The organism is Symmachiella dynata (assembly GCF_007747995.1).
GTDB lineage: Bacteria > Planctomycetota > Planctomycetia > Planctomycetales > Planctomycetaceae > Symmachiella > Symmachiella dynata.
This window is the reverse complement of sequence record NZ_CP036276.1, coordinates 7357512-7373900: the sequence shown is the minus strand read 5'-3', so window position 1 is coordinate 7373900 and position 16389 is coordinate 7357512. Positions and strand designations below refer to the sequence as shown.

The following is a 16389-nucleotide window of genomic DNA, read 5'->3' as shown; positions in this document are numbered from 1 at the left end:
CCGAAACAAGCACTTGTGTTACCTGCCGGCGGTCGGCAGTGCGGCCTGAAGTTTCAACGAAATCCGGTAGTCTACCGGATTCGGTGAAATGGAGGTTGCATCCCATGCCGAAATCTTCCACGCTTCGCGTCCCTTCCTACCGTCGCCACAAGCCCACTGGGCAGGCTGTCGTCACGATCAACGGTCAGGACATCTATCTTGGGAAGTGGAACTCTGCAGCCAGCAGAGCCGAGTATGACCGCCTCATCGCTGAGTTCCTGGCCAATGGTCGGCAACTCCGCAGCGAAATCGAGAGCACGGTCGTCGAGATCATCAATGCTTACCGGAAATTCGCCGAGCGGTACTACCGTAAAAACGGCGAGGTCACTCGTGAATACGGTTGCATCAAGGAAGCTCTGAAGATCGTCCGGGAGTTGTACGGCCGGACAAACGCCAACGACTTCGGGCCGCTGGCATTGAAGGCCGTTCGGCAGCGAATGATCGACAACGGCTGGAGCCGTGGATACATCAACAAGTCGATCGGTCGAATTCGCCGATGCTTCAAATGGGCGGTTGAAAACGAACTCGTCCGCCCCGATATGTATCACGGGCTGATGGCCGTTTCCGGCTTGCGGAAAGGCCGTTCAGAAGCCCGTGAACCGGATCGGGTGCTACCCGTGGACGATGCGACCGTGCAGGCCACATTGCCCCATCTGACACCCGTGGTGGCGGATATGATCCGTTTTCAGCGGATCACTGGTTGTCGTCCGCAGGACGTTTGCAATCTGCGCCCCTGCGACATTGATATGTCAGCGGACGTCTGGATCTACCGACCACACACTCACAAAACCGAACATCACGGGCAGGAACGACTCATCCCCATCGGTCCGAAAGGGCAGGACATCTTGCGACCGTATCTGTTGCGTGAGAAAGAAACGCATTGTTTCCGCCCTGTGGATTCGGAGAAGAGTCGCCGCGCGGAACAGCACGCGAACCGCAGGACGTCGTTGTCGTGCGGCAACCGGCCCGGCACAAACCGCAAGCGGAAACCGAAGCGAACCGCGGGTGATCAGTACACCACCGGAAGCTACCGGCGAGCGATCCACCGGGCGTGTGATCTAGCCTTCCCGGCACCCGAACCACTCCGCCGCCGCGACGGTGAAAGCGTTAAGCAGTCGCAAGAGCGGCTGACGGACAAGCAGCGAGCCGAACTCAACCAGTGGCAATCAGACCATCGGTGGAGTCCGAACCGCTTACGCCACTCCGCCGGAACAGAGATCCGGAAACGGTACGGGCTGGAAGCCGCCCAAGTCATCCTGGGACACGCATCAGCTGACGTCACGCAAGTCTATGCCGAACGGGATCTGCAGAAAGCGGTGGAGATTATGCGGGAGGTGGGCTGATACGAAAAAGCGGCATTGGCTTGTGCATATCTCGTCGTAAAATAGTGCGATGCGGCCACTCAGAGCGGCCGCACGATGGGCACAGGCGCAAGGGGTAAATCATGGACGGATCAGGCACGGCGGATCAAGTAGAGAGGGCGGCGCAGTCCCCTGGTGTTTCCACGGCGGGGGCGACTCACACGCGCGAGGTTGATCCGCTGACCGTGACGCGGAGGCTTCAGCGTGAGGGACGATGGTATGGGCAAATCGAGCTTGAACGCGACGAGATGATGAGGATGTCCAAGAAGCGGTTTCCCGACAAAGCCTCAAGGCAGCAATGGGTTTACGGCGAACTCCACCGTATGTACCCACCGATCCAAAATGGGAAGATTTCCCATTCTGATGCTGGCCAGATCCAAGGACTGTCGGCCATTCCAGACGCATGGCCGGAGCTGCCTGCCAACGCTTCGCTTGCTGCTGAAGTAGCATGGGTGCAGGCGAATAGGCTGCGGATCGTCGAGGAGCGATCATCGGGTGCGACCCTGGTTCATCTGGCCCGGGCTTTGTCTCCTGCCCCCTCGTGGGCTGCACTCGGTTGGTTGGAGACCAGCATCCGCTCGTATGCCAAGTACGTGGACGTGGCAGCTAAGGCCACCGCTTCGGGTGATGATGAGGCTCTGGTGTGGCGGCACGAGCGCATGGCCATTGTGGAGGTGGAGCGACTGCTCGACGAGATGAGAGAGGACGAAGGCTGATCGTCGAAAAGTCGATTGCCGATCCGACCGGAAATCGAACCAACTCCCCCCGGTGGTCGCGCTGGGACTCCTACTATCTCCCCCTCCAACCGGGCCCGGAAATCAGTGTCAAGATGGGCAAGGAACGAGTGTGTGTACTGGATGGTCGCAATGGAACGCACTGAGGGGGCGCGGGCAGAATGCCTAGCCGGGATATTCGGCCGACACGTTACTGACGGTCGGGAAGTGCAGCGGTTGTCGGACCGAAGCAGTGTGGGGACGCGTCGTTGGACGCACAGGACACGCCCTCCTATGCGCTTTGGCGGAAAGTGGTTGTTTTCACATTGACTGCCCAACTGCGTGAATTTTCTTGGTACCGGAGAAGCATAAGAGTTAAAATCGCGTCGGTTTGACCAACCTCAGCAACTTATCTTGGAAACATCCTCCGCAACTTACCTCGGAAGTCCAATCCTCCCGATTGGGGTGACCGGAGCGAGCTATTGCCGCTAGAAGTTAGGTTTTCAAATTCAAATCTTGCGGCCTCAACCATATTGCAGTGGCATCGCATTCACGTTGCGTTAGTGTTTAGTTCTGTACTGGAGAATGAATAGAGAGAGGCAGAAGAAACTCTTTCAAGGGAGTAATCGACCATCGAATTGCATATGGACGTCACTTGATCTCATACTCCAGTCACGAGTAATTTAAGCAGCGTCGCAAGCTGTGCGTAAACGAAGGGCGAGCGCGAGCGGCAATGGATGGGCAGTTATTGGCAGTGCTTGCCGCACTGAATTGCTCGTGTTTGCTCGGTTCCGCCTCGGAAACCTCAAGCGAGATTCGTCGATGATTAATTGGAACGAGCGCATCGAGGAAATACTGCGGCGGGTGTACGAAACCGATCACGACGAGGATAAGGCTGCCCTGGAATACACCGACAGCTTCCAGCGCGAGGGATTGCGGAAGGCGCAATTTGTGATCGACCGCCTCAAAGGCACTAAGAGCCTGACCGACGAACTGCTCAAGGATTTCACAGCCCTAAGTGTCGGCGGCGCCGATGGCTCGGATCTCCTCGCGATAGTCAAGGGCACGTCGATCCGCCGCGCAATTCTGCTAGAGTACGATAATGCAGCAGCAGAGTTGGCAAACAGGCATACAAAACCCCTAATCGAGGCCGCGGGCGGTAGCCTCCATGTCATCGTAGGGGATGCGGTCCAGCAATTGGAGCCGATCGTTGCCAGGCTCAAGACCGAGCGAAAACGAGGCAGCACTGGTTTACTGTCTGTCTTCTTTGGGGTACTACACGAATTGCCGCGCCGCAGCCTCAAGTTCGAACTCCGCCATTACATTTCGCGACTAGCCACTGCCTTCAATCGAAACCTGTTTTTCCTGTCTGAGCCATGCCTACCACCGAATGTCGAAGACGAAGTGGAAGTGCGAGTGTCGACAATTAGCGAGGACCGGCTATCCGAGCTTCTGGATCATATAAATGCCCACCTCTTCAATAACGAGCATGAGATATTGAAGCTGTCCGACGGATACGTGCGCGCCGGATTCCCTCTCGTCATGGAAATGTTGCACAAACTCCTGCGGTTCGACACGATCCCCCGCTTACGCCACGAGATGGGAGAGCGGCTAACCCAGTTCACATCTGACCAGTTTGTGGCGGCCCTTCAGATTGCGCAGCCTCTTGCCTTCATCGAACGCACAGAGCTGGTGAGCCAAGGATTTCAACAAGCCTTCTGGTCCGCAGATGTCGAGTTGCGAACCATAAACGCCCAGCCGCTGGTGACACCATTTAGCCACGTGCGAGTCTCGGCAATGTCGCTCCTGCAACAGCCTCGGCTTCGGGAGCAAGAGCAGCTTGACAAGCGCGAACAAGAACGCCGAGCCGCGGAAAGACGGCCGGAGCGGCCACCCGCGGACCTGAAAGCATTTGGCTATGCCGATTCTAGCCTCGCGGATGTGGATTTTCCTATGCCGACCGATAGCCCGGTAACAGAGATTATCCTCGCCCTTCGTTCATACAGTTGGTACAAGCAAAGTCCCGCGATCGAAGAAATCTTCACAAAGCTGAAGTGGACTGAGCGAACGGTGGACGAGGCGTTTGTGCTCGGTCGCAACATTTATCAATGCGCCGAAGGCAACGAGAACCGTGCGACGGAGGTGATGAATGATCTTCGTCGACAGCTTGCGAAAATCCCGGATGGATGGGCTGTGCATGTCCTTAACGGAATGTTCTACGAGGCATATTTCGATCACGAAGGGGCCTTTAGGGATATCAAGCTCAAGAAAAAACACCTCGCAAATCTCTTCTCGATCGAAAAGATTGGCAAGTTCACAAACAGCATAACGTTTATTCGCGCCGCACTCGAACCGCACCGTAACCGGCTCGGCGTGCTCCCCAACGCGTCACCGGAACGCCTGGAAGCGAAGATTGTACTCGACCTTGCCGAAGACCCTGCCGTGATAACGAGTATTACGTGTAACGGAGTTGAGCAAACGATTCCGTCGAAGGAGGACGCCGCTGACCCCGCTTGGGAGCTTTCGTATCGTCCGGTCGGAGTCGAAAATTTCAAAAGCAAGCTAGGAGAATTCTGGAACATCCCAAAGGGCCGTCTGCAAGTGAGTTTTGATAAAGATGTTTCGGAGATTAAGAAAACTCGGTTGCCAAAAGGAAGAACTATTCAGAACTTACAGATGTAGACGCGATGAGGTTGAGTCAAGGCCCGTTTTCAGTTGTCGTCCGTGCGTAAGGACGAACCGTCATTTGCAGCTGGTAGTCGAGGTGCAACCTGCTTCGGTCACATCGTTCTGCGCGGATTGCGTGATGTGGAGATCACGCCTGAAGCCACCGTGGCCTCCCCTTGAACACTTCTTTGCCATGCCATTCCGTAAACTCCCCGCGCGGCACAAACTCCGGTCGCTGGGGCGCCCGCAGATCGCTGCCGTGGAAGCGTAGCAGGTTCTCCTCCAGCCCCGTTGATCCGTTGGCCCTTTCCGAAACGACGATCATCAACTCGCGATTGATAGTGAACGCGCCGAGATCGAAGACTTTGTGGTGCAGGGCGCAGAGTGCGATACCGTTCATTTCCATGTCTGGTCCGCCCGCCTGATGCCACTTGATGTGTGCTGCTTCCAAGGCAATCGATTGTGAGCCCAGACGCACGTCGAACCCGCAGATCGCGCATCGATACTCGTAGGCCGTCAAAATGCGGTCGCGGAACCGGGGGTCGCGCGGTCGACGTTTGGAGATGGATCGAGATTCGGCGTCGAAGCCGACGGCGGCGAGGATTTCCGGATGGTACGACTCCGGGAAGTGCCCTTCCAGAATTGTTGTGGCGATCTCTACGGCCAGTTCGGGATTCCGTTTGAGCGCTGCCTGCACGTCGTCCGAGAAGCAACCAATCGAGTGGTGTTTCAGGAGTTCACCGCGCGTGAAATTCTGCGCTCCCTTTCGGGGGATCGGTTCCCCGTCCATCGTCATCTTCCAAACGCCGTCGCTCTGCAGATGGAAGAACGGTAATTCAGGGTGGTAGGTCTTGCGATCTGGGCCGAATTCCTGGAGCAACTCCGTGAGCACTGGTGCCGCGGTTTCGAAGGAGATGTTCGGTTCGCCCTGTTGCCATCGGGCCAGTGCGTAGAGCACAAGCAGCGGCTTATGCGGAGCCCGTTGATCGCCTTTCTTCCAGACGTTCAGCGAGTCGAATTTGGCGAGGACAGCCTGCTGCGTCATGCCGAGTACGCCTAAATGAGTTGCGGGCAAAAGGTTTGACTCTGTCCACGCTATCAGACCGGGATGAGGGCGGCAATAGGTGCGGAATTCGTCCCTCGTCCCCGGCACCCGCGCGTGGGGCGGCTGAAAGGGTTTCTCGGGCACTCCGTAGCATGCGTCTATTGCAGTGGGTACGATGGTCGTTGCCAGATGCTCGTCGAGGTCGCTTCTCGACGGATTAAATCGGGCCGGGGGCGGCCGCTTTCCCTGGCTCGTTGCACCCTGCCCGCCACTGGCGTTGGCAGTCTTGGACGATCTGAGCGGCCAGCCAAGGTGACCGATGTTATTCGTTATCGACAAGCCGCATTTTCAGCGGGTCATCGCGATAGTGAGAGACGACCGGCGGAAGAAGGATCAGGGACTTGCTGGGCCATTTCTGCGCCTGGAGGCTAGGGACGACTTCCTCAAGCTCGACGGGCTGGAAGTCTCCGGCAAGATTCCCGCCACAGTTTATGAGCCGGGCGTGCTGTTCTTGAAGGCAACGCTCTTTCGCAGGCTGCTGCCGACGTTCAAGGGCGAGAAGTGCTTGACGATTCAGGTCACGGGCGACGAGTTGCTGATGGGATACGTCCGCCTACCACTTGAAGCAAACGAGATGCTGCTGTACCCGAATCCCAACCAGGCGCCGCCGGTGCATCCGGGGGGCAACACTCTGGAAAAACCGGCTCCAGTGAAACGGAAACGGAAACGGAGACGGGGACGGCGGTGGTGCGCTGGACAACTGACCCTATGGCCGGATTTCGACATTGAAGTGAGCCAGGACGACAACGGCTGATGATGACCGTTTCGCTCTTTAATCACCGCCGCGGCTGATACAATGGCGCTGTCGGACGACGGTCCGGTGTTCTCAATTCACGGCTGAGATCGTTGGACGGCAATCGCAGTGACGGAATCGCTAACGCTCAACAAGAGTCCCCCCAGACAAAAGCGCGATCAGAGGCGCTTCAGGGCAGCCTGAAACCTGGCTCGCCTTCAACCACGATGAGACATCCGCTCAAACATCATTCGTACCCATAGGATGCCTCGCCCGAGGTCCCAAAATGGCCGCCAAGTACGCATAGCCGGGGTGCTAGATTTTCTCGAACAATCGCTCAGCAAGTTGCCAGTCAAACTCCATTGTTCTTATCTCGCTTGGATGATCTGTACTATAGGTCTTACCTGTTCCCTATGTCGCATCAATTCTGCAGCCAGAGGGATTAAGTCGATTGGGAATCGAGTTTGTGCGAACTGATATGTGTTCAGTTTAGACGCATCAACCCACGTCATTTTAGTTGTTTCTTATCGCTATCGACCGGATACGATTATTCACAGCTAATCAATACTCTGTTCAGCCAGCCCACGGGACTGTACCTGATTGTCAAACATAATCCACCTTGGTAAGGTTTGCTAAAGTCGTGAACGTGGACCTTGAGGCGTCTGGGTTTAAGGAGACTGGCAGTGGAGAACTTGAGAGATTTCTTACGCATCTCGGAAGCAGCGGAGTACCTCGGTGTGTCGCCGAACACGCTCCGCAACTGGGAGAACGCTGGGAAGATCGCAGTGCATCGACACCCTGTGAACGGCTACCGGCTGTTCAAACAGCAGGAACTCGATGACTTGCTCGATCAGGTGCGTGAGCCACCCGGTTCGCAGGAAGAGAGTCAAAAGCCGAAGTGATTGGTCGGATTGAGTTGAACAACAGGCAGCTTGAGTGACATGCCGGGAACGGACATCGACAAACTGAAGGAAGCGATTGAGCAGGCTGAAGCCCGCTACGAGAAGCTCGTGCTTCTCATTGGCGAGAGCGGCAGCGGCAAGACGCAGCTTCTCCGTGCTTTGGTCGATGCAAAAGCCTGTCCTCTTGTGAATGTCAATCTCCGCCTCAGCCAGAAGCTGTTGGAGATTCCTCGCCGGAAGCGTCCAGCAAAAGTCTCCACGCTGTTTTCCGATTTGCTCGACGAAGAGGAAGGTAGCCCCATCCTACTCGATGACATTGAACTGTTGTTCGATAAGGCGTTGCAGACGAACACCCTGACCCTTCTGCGGCATCACTCAAAGAACCGAATTGTCGTCGTGGCGTGGAACGGAACCTTTAGCGACGGCGTGCTCACTTACGCCGAGCCGGATCACCCGGAATATGTGCAGGAAAAGGATGTCGAAGCAATTGTGCTTTCGATTGCCAGCCCCGCAGCAGCAAGCCATTGATGGTTGAACCAAATGAAATACTCAGAACTTATTGACTTTGAACCGATTGAATCCGTTATCCAACTTCGGGAAGCGGACTCGCATGACAAGGCTCGCAGTCTGGTTGAGACATTCGTGATCTCCGCCAAGATGGCCGAGAAGCTAACGGATGTCGTCTTCCCGAATCTCCAGTTCGACGAGCCATACGACAACAAGGGCCTGTTAATTGTCGGCAACTACGGTACAGGTAAGTCGCACCTCATGTCTTTTATCTCGGCGTTGGCCGAGCATGAAGACCTGACCGGTGCCTGTCGCAATCCGGCTGTGGCGAAAGCAGCCAAGCCGATCATCGGTCGATTCAAAGTGATCCGTTCCGAAATCGGTTCCACACAGATGGGTCTGCGTGACTACATCTGCGGGGAACTTGAAGACAGTCTCGCCAAGATGGGAGTCACGCACTCGTTCCCACCAGCCGAGAAAGTCCGCAACAACAAGGACGGCCTGACGGAGATGATGGGCAAGTTTCACGAGAAGTATCCCGATCATGGACTGTTGCTGTTCGTGGACGAGTTGCTGGACTATCTGCGAAGTCGAAACGATCAGGAATTGATTCTCGACTTGAACTTCCTGCGTGAAGTCGGCGAGGTTTGCAGCACGCTGCGTTTTCGGTTCTTGGCCGGTTTGCAGGAGATGCTGTTCGAGAATCCAAGGTTTGCGTTTGTCGCCGACCAGCTTCGGCGAGTTCAGGCACGCTTCGAGCAGGTTCCCATCGCACAGGAAGACGTTGCTTTCGTTGTCTCCGAACGGTTGCTGACAAAGACCGACAAGCAGAGAGCATGGATTCGAGAGCATTTGGAAAAGTTCACCCCATTGTACGACTCGATGGCAGAGCGCATCGATGCGTTCGTCGAACTCTACCCTATTCATCCGGCTTACATTGAACGGTTTGAGTTAATCTCAGTTGCGGAAAAGCGTGAAATTCTCAAGACGCTTAGCGCCGAGATGAAGCAACTTCTGGACAAAGACGTGCCCGCCGACGAAACCGGTCTGGTCAGTTACGACTCATATTGGAGTGAACTGCGGGACAACCCATCAATCCGCTCTCTTCCTGATGTATCGGAAGTCATCGACAAGAGCAAAGTTCTTGAGAACCGAATTAAGCAGGCATTTACTCGCAAGGCATACACGCCGATGGCGTTACGAATCAGCCATGCCCTGTCGGTCCATCGCCTGACCACCGACGACATTCAGGCCAAGATCGGTCCCACGGCCAGTGAGATTCGAGACGACCTATGCCTTTATCACGAGGCACTACCGGAACGAAACAGCGACTTTCTGCGAACGACGGTCGAGTCCTGTCTGAATGAGATCGTGAAGACGATGAGCGGCCAGTTCATCACGCACAACAAAGAGAACGACCAGTATTACCTCGATCTCGAAAAGAACATCGACTACGATACCGAGATCGAAAAACGTTCTGAAAGCCTCTCAAAGAGCGAACTCGACCGCTACTACTTCGAGTCGCTCAAGCGTGTAATGGAATGTGTAGATACGCCCGAATACAGGACAGGCTTCCGTATTTGGGAACACGAACTCGAATGGCACACGCATAGAGTCTTCCGCAATGGCTACCTCTTTTTCGGTGCTCCCAATGAGCGACCAAACACGCAGCCGCCTCGTGACTTCTACTTGTATTTCATGCAGCCGTTCGAGCCACCGAAGAAGAACTGGAAGGCCGACCTGCAAGACGAAGTTTTCTTTCTGCTCAAGCATCCCGACGAAGCGTGCGACCGAGCATTGCGCCTGTACGCCGGTGCTCAGGCAATGGCGGCACAAGCGGGAAGTGCGACCAAGAAGAATTACATGGACAAAGCGGACATGCACCTGAAGTCACTGACGAAGTGGCTTCGGGAGCACATGCTGACCGCCTTTGATGTCGTCCATCAGGGATCGGCGAAGAAAATGGTCGAGTTCCTGAAGGGACATAAGACAGGCGGCATGACCGTCCGCGAGATGGTCAACCTTGTCGGCACTGTCGCTTTGGAATCGACGTTTGATGAACGATACCCGGAATACCCGAAGTTCTCCGTGTCGCTCACGACCAACAATCTTGATGATGCTGTCGCCGATGGTATTCGAGCATTGTCCGGCGGGCTGCGAACCAACTTAGCAACAGCAATTCTTGACGGGCTTGAGCTAGTTGATGGCGACAAGATTCGACCGCACGAATCCCGGTATGCCAAGTCTGTGGTCAAGAGGCTGGAAGCCAAGCCACAAGGACAAGTCCTCAATCGCAGCGAATTACTCGAAGAGAAATATCAGAACGTCGAAGTTGGTATCGACTATAAACTGGAGCCGGAATTGCTTGTTCTCGTTCTGTTGTCGCTGGTTCACAGCGGCACAATCACTTTGCGACTGGTGGGCAAGGAAGTCATCGATGCCTCGTCACTTGCCGATGCGGGAAAGAAACCGGTCGAAGACTTCTGCAAATTCCGACATGTTGAACGACCGAAGGACATACCGCTCGATGCGCTTGTTGAGTTGTTCGAGTTGGTTGGGCTGCCCGAAGGACTCATCAAAGACCCGAACACACGGGAAGCTGGCATCATTCAGTTGAACGAAAAATCGAGCGGCGTCGTTAACCGAGTCGTTTTTGCAAAACAGCACGCACAGTCCGGTTTGCCGTGCTGGGGTCACGAACTGATCTCGTTGGAGAAGCGTGAAGAGTATCGGCAGCAACTCGATAATCTTCAGAGCTTTCTGGAGAAGTTGAAGTCGTTCAACTCGCCCGGCAAGTTGAAGAATTTCACAACGTCGGTAGACGAGGTAAAGGCGTATGGCAAAAGCCTCGATCTGCTGGGTGAACTTGAAGCAGCGAACGCTCTCGTCAGTGAGTTGAATCCACTGACTTCGTATCTCACTACAGCCGGTGCGGTTCTGCCAACCGGCGATCCTTGGATCGCCAAGTCGCAGAAACTTTGTGACGACTGGCAACCACAGCTTCGTGATGCCGAGAAACGCCGTGATCCCGGCTTTCGGCAAAAACTCGTTCAGGCCATCGAAAAGTGCAAGAAGGAGTTTCAGGATCACTACCTCGATCTGCACAAGAAGAGCAGACTTGGCGTCAATGAAGAGACCAAGAAAAACAAGCTCGAAAAAGACGACCGACTCGAACGACTCAGGGCGTTGGCACACATCTCCGTCCTGTCATCAGGCAGCCTGACGGACATGACCGGACGACTGGGCAATCTAAAGGTGTGCTACAAGCTCGGCAAGGAAAACCTTGAAAACAGCCCGGTGTGCCCAACTTGCAACTTCCGGCCCAGTGACGAAAAGAGCGCTGTTACGGGGGCCGCACAACTCGACGCCATCGACGAAGAGATGGACAAGCTTCTTGATAGCTGGGCCGAAACAATTGTCTCCAACCTCGGCGATCCAACCGTACAGGAAAGCATCAAGCTACTCGACCCACCGCAGCAAAAGGCCGTCAAGAAACTGGTGAAGGATGGCGGTCTGCCCAAGAAGATCAGCACGGAACTTGTCCAAGGCATCGAAAGCGCCTTGTCCGGTCTGAGGCCGATCAAAGTCAATCCAAACGCATTGCTCAGCAAGCTGAGTGATGGCAGTGCCTCCTGTACCGTCGATCAATTCCGGGAACGCTTCAACGAGTTTGTCAACGACATGATCCGAGGCAAAGAGGTCAACAAAATCCGCATCGTGATCGAGGTCGAGGGATAACCAATGGCAAAGAAGTCACAAGAGAAGCAGGAAAAAGAACTGTTCAAGAATAAGCTCGTTCCAGCGAAGGCAGGGTCGGGCGAGCTTTTTGAAGTGGACTATGACTACGGCTCAGAGCCAGTCGAATGCCTTGGGATTCAATTCGCAAACGACGGCGCAAGACGAGCCCACTTCCTCAACTTGCTGGCAGAAAAATTGAAGGAGACGGATTTTCGGAAGATGCCCGGATTCCCACTTGGAGATGACGAGCACATCCTTGCGATGTCTGATCCACCGTACTACACGGCGTGTCCGAATCCGTTCTTGAAAGACTTCGTTGAGCATCACGGAACTCAATACGACCCCAAAACCAAATATCACCGGGAGCCGTTTACCGCAGATGTCAGTGAAGGGAAGACGGACTCGATCTACACCGCACACTCATACCACACCAAGGTGCCGCACAAAGCGATCATGCGGTATTTGCTCCACTACACCGATCCGGGCGATGTCGTTTTCGATGGTTTCTGCGGCACGGGGATGACAGGTGTTGCTGCTCAATTGTGTGGGAGCAAGAGTGCCGTCGAGGGCCTCGGTTATCGAGTCTCCAGCGGCGGCGAGATTTCTGAGGAGAGACCGAACCCCGAAGGAAAAGCCGTTGCAACAACCTTCTCGTCTCTCGGCGCAAGAAAAGCAGTGCTTAACGATCTTGCGCCGATTGCAACGTTCATTGCCTCAAACTACGGCAGTCCCGTTGACGCCAAAGCATTGAAGAAGGAGGGCACTCGCATACTCAGCGAGATTGAAGACGAGTTCGGCTGGATGTACGAGACGTTGCACTCGGATGGCAAGACAAAGGGACGTATCGAATACACAGTGTGGAGTGAAGTCTTTTCATGTGAAGAATGTGGCGGTGAGATTGTCTTCGTTGACGAGGCATTGGATAGCAAATCGGGCAAAGTAAAGAAAGCGTTTCCATGTCCTCACTGCGGCGTTGAGTCAAGCAAGAACAACCTGACGCTACTCTATGAATCTAAATTCGATAGTGCCTTGGATAAACCAGTCCCGCTTCCGAGACGTGTACCGGTTGCAATCCACTACTCGGCGAAGGGCTCGAAATACGTAAAAACACCTGACGACTTCGACATGGATGTGTTAAAGCGAGTTGATGATCTTCCGATGCCGACGCACATGCCGATGCTTGAGTTACCGGATATGCAGATGCGTCGTGTTGGCCGAATGAAACCAGCAAACATAACTCATCTCCACCACTTCTTCCTTCCTCGTCCTTCACACATTCTATCGGCACTATGGGAGCGAGCATCCCAATGCCCTGAGCGACGGCTAAAGAACATGCTCTTGTTCTTCGTTGAACAAGCTGTCTGGGGGATGTCCGTATTGAATCGATATAGCCCGTCGCACTTTTCGCAGACAAACCGTGCATTGAGCGGTGTCTTCTATGTTGCATCGCAGCTTTCTGAAGTGTCACCGTGGTACAACTTGGAAGGCAAGTTGAAGCGTCTCAGTAGCGCTTTCGCATCGCACATGGTTGAAAACGGAAATCAGGTAATCACTACACAAGACTTGGCATCCGTCTGCCTTGCCGAAGACAGCATTGACTACATTTTCACTGATCCTCCATTTGGTGAGAATATCTATTATTCGGACCTGAACATCCTCATCGAATCGTGGCACGACGTGAGAACTGCGCCATTGCAAGAGGCTATCGTTGACCGTGTGAAAGATAAGACGCTCCTCGACTACCAGCATTTGATGAGTGAGTGTTTCAAAAACTACTGTCGAGTCCTGAAGCCGGGAAGGTGGATGACTGTCGAGTTTCATAACTCTCGGAACAGCGTGTGGAATGCGATTCAGGAGGCACTTGAGAATGCCGGTTTTGTGGTTGCGGACGTTCGGACGTTGGACAAGAAGCAGGGTTCATTCCAGCAAGTTGTGAGCGGTAATACCGTAAAGCGAGACTTAATTATCTCTGCATACAAACCAAACGGTGGCTTGGAGAATCGATTCAAAGAGAAGGCTGGAACCGAGGATGGAGCATGGGACTTCGTAAACACACACTTGAACCAGTTACCGGTGTTCGTGGTCAAAGCGGGAAAAATAGAGCCAGTTGCCGAACGTCAAGGAAACCTTCTGTTTGACCGAATGGTGGCTTTTCATGTTCAGCGGGGCGTATCGGTGCCACTTTCCTCAGCCGAGTTCCGTGCAGAGCTTTACCAAAAGTTTCCAGAACGAGATGGAATGCACTTCCTCCCAGAGCAGGTGGAGGAGTACGACCGCAAGCGAATGACCGTTGAGAAGGTTGCTCAGCTTGAGTTGTTCGTCAGCGATGAAGCCAGTGCGATTCAATGGCTGAAGCAGCAACTCAAGCAAAAGCCGCAGTCGTTTCAAGAGCTTCAGCCACAGTTCATGAAAGAAGTTGCTGGCTGGGAAAAACACGAACGAACTCTCGAACTCTCAGAGCTACTGGATCAGAACTTTCTCTGCTATGACGACAAGGATGACGTGCCCAGCCAAATTCATGGATACCTGTCGAGCAACTTCAAGGATGTTCGTAATCTGCCCAAAGGCGATCCCAAGCTGAAAGCCAAAGCCAAAGGTCGTTGGTATGTGCCCGATCCTCGAAAGGAAGTGGACTTGGAGAAAATTCGGCACCGGGCGTTGATGAAAGAATTCAACGAGTACCGAGAAGCGACCAAAAAGAAGCTCAAGACCGTCCGAACAGAAGCGTTGCGAGCAGGTTTCAAGGAGTGTTGGCAGAAGAACGACTACAAGGCCATTGTCGAGATGGCTGAGCGTGTGCGTGAGGAAATCATCCAAGAAGACCCAGCACTGCTGATGTACTACGACAACGCCGTGATGCTAAGTGGGGAGTGACGTAAGTGAACCTGGAACAACTTCAACGAATGCTGGACGGTCACGAGTGGGATGATGTCGAGTTCAAGGAAGCTCGGCGTGCCGTGCCCGATAAAATCTACCGGTCGGTTTCCGCCTTCTCGAATACGGCAGGTGGTTGGGTAGTCTTTGGAGTGAAGGACGACGACGGGAATCTGAGCGTAGTGGGTGTCGTAACTGTTGACAGAGTGCAAAACGACTTCATTACCGCTCTGCGGAGCGCAAATAAGATGAGCCGTCGCATTGAATTGGAAGCTGAATTGCTCGATCACGAAGACGGAACGGTACTCGCCTTCTACATTCCAGAAGTCAGCCGAGACGACAAGCCTGTTCATCTGAAGGGTGACTGGCGGGAGTCATACATCCGACGTGGCGCATCGGACTTGAAGTGTTCCGAAGAGGAACTGCGTCGATTCATTCGAGATGCAGCCCAAGAACGACCTGACGGCGACATTGTTGAATTGCCCCCGGATCGGTGCTTCGATGATGACGCATTGAAATGGTATCGGCGTGAATTCGACAAGCGCAAGACAGGCCATGAAGATAAGTCGCAAGTGGAGTTTCTACATGAGTGGGGACTCGTGGTTGAGAAGGATGGCCAACTCAAGCCAACGGTTGCTTCGATCCTGCTATTTGGAACCGGTGCCGCCTTACGACAGGTTCTGCCGAGGCCGATTGTCGATGTCCAGTGGATCGACGCTGAGTGTGACGAAGAGCAACCGGATGAAAGATGGTATGACCGCATCGTTGTTGAAGAGAACCTAATCAAGTCGTGGAAGGAATTGATCGAAGGCTACAGGAAGAACAGTCCTGAGAAGTTCGAGATCGACCCGGATACACTTCAACGCACCAACGCTACGCCCGATTACATTACCTTTCGTGAAGCAGCCATAAATGTCCTGTTGCATCAAGACTACGCAGACCATGCTCGAAAACCGTCGATCAAGTTCTACCGAGACGTTTGGGTCTTCTCAAATCCGGGAGATGCGTTCTCGACTGACGAGGAATTGCTTCAGCCCGGCGACAAACCGGTACGAAACCCCCTGATCGTCAACGCTTTCCGCCGTATCGGGTTGAGTGAGCAGGCAGGTACGGGGCTCCGAGAGATTCTCAAGAGTTGGCGGCAGCTTGGGTTCGACCGGCCTAAGATCAACAACGACAAAGCCGACAAGAAGTTTGAACTGACTACTCCTCGGTGGGAGCTTGTGACGGACGAGCAACTTGTCATGCAAGCAATGCTGGGTGTTGACCTGAATGAGCACGAAGCAAGTGCGTTTGCTTTGGCGATACGGTCTGGGGAGCTAGACCTACTTGGTGTGAAGACGGTCACGGGACTTCTTACTACCGATGCTGAACAAATCATGAACCGTTTGGTCGTCCAACGGCTTGTTACGCCAACTCGTGAAGGAGAAGTCAAGCATGTTCTCTTAGCTGAGCACTTGCGTGAACGGTTCTCCAAGGACGACGCTGGAGTTCTATCCGAAGAGCAATGGTCCGTCATCGATCTGTGCGATGTACCGCAATCACTTACGAATTTGATAGACGTGATGAATGTCGAGACGAGCCGCCAGCAGTTTCGCAGACGACAGATCGCACCTTTGCTCGACAGCGGGATTCTCAAGCTGACCCAACCTGACACTCCGAGTCACCCAAATCAGAAGTACGTGCTCACCATAATTGGCGTCGATTTGAAAGCTCGCCGGTTGAATCGCAAAAAGGAAGGAGGCTGACG

The 16389-nt window shown here is 54.1% G+C and carries 10 protein-coding genes; 9 read left to right on the top strand and 1 reads right to left on the bottom strand.

All coding sequences use genetic code 11. The features are described from left to right. Window positions 1–104 precede the first annotated feature (104 nt). From Mal52_RS28045 to Mal52_RS28035, 3 genes are all read left to right on the top strand, one after another. The gene (locus Mal52_RS28045) at window positions 105–1382 is read left to right on the top strand and encodes a tyrosine-type recombinase/integrase (protein WP_145380213.1); all 1278 of its coding nucleotides are present in this window, start codon (window positions 105–107) and stop codon (window positions 1380–1382) included. Window positions 1383–1657: 275 nt separating this feature from the next. Then, window positions 1658–2116 (top strand): hypothetical protein, encoded by a 459-nt coding sequence (locus Mal52_RS28040; RefSeq protein ID WP_145380212.1) that lies wholly within the window; start codon window positions 1658–1660, stop codon window positions 2114–2116. An 819-nt stretch (window positions 2117–2935) separates the two neighbouring features. After that, complete coding sequence (locus Mal52_RS28035) at window positions 2936–4795, top strand: hypothetical protein (protein WP_145380211.1); 1860 nt, start codon at window positions 2936–2938, stop codon at window positions 4793–4795. Window positions 4796–4928: 133 nt separating this feature from the next. On the opposite strand, the gene Mal52_RS28030 is transcribed toward Mal52_RS28035, so the two are convergent. Next, a complete protein-coding gene (locus tag Mal52_RS28030) occupies window positions 4929–5825 on the bottom strand; it encodes a phosphorothioated DNA-binding restriction endonuclease (protein WP_145380210.1) in 897 nt (298 codons plus the stop codon). Between the two features lie 319 nt (window positions 5826–6144). Between Mal52_RS28030 and Mal52_RS28025 the strand changes: the two genes are divergently transcribed. From Mal52_RS28025 to Mal52_RS28000, 6 genes are all read left to right on the top strand, one after another. Further along, window positions 6145–6639: a hypothetical protein gene (locus Mal52_RS28025; protein WP_145380209.1), complete on the top strand. Its 495-nt coding sequence runs from the start codon at window positions 6145–6147 to the stop codon at window positions 6637–6639. Between the two features lie 662 nt (window positions 6640–7301). Next, window positions 7302–7520 (top strand): MerR family transcriptional regulator, encoded by a 219-nt coding sequence (locus Mal52_RS28020; RefSeq protein WP_145380208.1) that lies wholly within the window; start codon window positions 7302–7304, stop codon window positions 7518–7520. Between the two features lie 39 nt (window positions 7521–7559). Then, the gene (gene brxF, locus Mal52_RS28015) at window positions 7560–8048 is read left to right on the top strand and encodes a BREX-3 system P-loop-containing protein BrxF (RefSeq protein ID WP_145380207.1); all 489 of its coding nucleotides are present in this window, start codon (window positions 7560–7562) and stop codon (window positions 8046–8048) included. A 12-nt stretch (window positions 8049–8060) separates the two neighbouring features. After that, window positions 8061–11765, top strand: a complete 3705-nt coding sequence (locus Mal52_RS28010; protein WP_145380206.1) for a DUF6079 family protein — start codon at window positions 8061–8063, stop codon at window positions 11763–11765. A gap of 3 nt (window positions 11766–11768) precedes the next feature. Continuing rightward, the gene (locus tag Mal52_RS28005) at window positions 11769–14639 is read left to right on the top strand and encodes a DNA methyltransferase (protein ID WP_145380205.1); all 2871 of its coding nucleotides are present in this window, start codon (window positions 11769–11771) and stop codon (window positions 14637–14639) included. Window positions 14640–14644: 5 nt separating this feature from the next. Beyond that, complete coding sequence (locus Mal52_RS28000; protein WP_145380204.1) at window positions 14645–16387, top strand: RNA-binding domain-containing protein; 1743 nt, start codon at window positions 14645–14647, stop codon at window positions 16385–16387. Window positions 16388–16389 lie beyond the last annotated feature (2 nt).

Coding starts and splice junctions, on each gene's coding strand:
- Mal52_RS28045 (WP_145380213.1), top strand. CDS start 105: ATGCCGAAATCTTCCACGCTTCGCGTCCCTTCCTACCGTCGCCACAAG.
- Mal52_RS28040 (WP_145380212.1), top strand. CDS start 1,658: ATGTCCAAGAAGCGGTTTCCCGACAAAGCCTCAAGGCAGCAATGGGTT.
- Mal52_RS28035 (WP_145380211.1), top strand. CDS start 2,936: ATGATTAATTGGAACGAGCGCATCGAGGAAATACTGCGGCGGGTGTAC.
- Mal52_RS28030 (WP_145380210.1), bottom strand. CDS start 5,825: ATGACGCAGCAGGCTGTCCTCGCCAAATTCGACTCGCTGAACGTCTGG.
- Mal52_RS28025 (WP_145380209.1), top strand. CDS start 6,145: ATGTTATTCGTTATCGACAAGCCGCATTTTCAGCGGGTCATCGCGATA.
- brxF (WP_145380207.1), top strand. CDS start 7,560: ATGCCGGGAACGGACATCGACAAACTGAAGGAAGCGATTGAGCAGGCT.
- Mal52_RS28010 (WP_145380206.1), top strand. CDS start 8,061: ATGAAATACTCAGAACTTATTGACTTTGAACCGATTGAATCCGTTATC.
- Mal52_RS28005 (WP_145380205.1), top strand. CDS start 11,769: ATGGCAAAGAAGTCACAAGAGAAGCAGGAAAAAGAACTGTTCAAGAAT.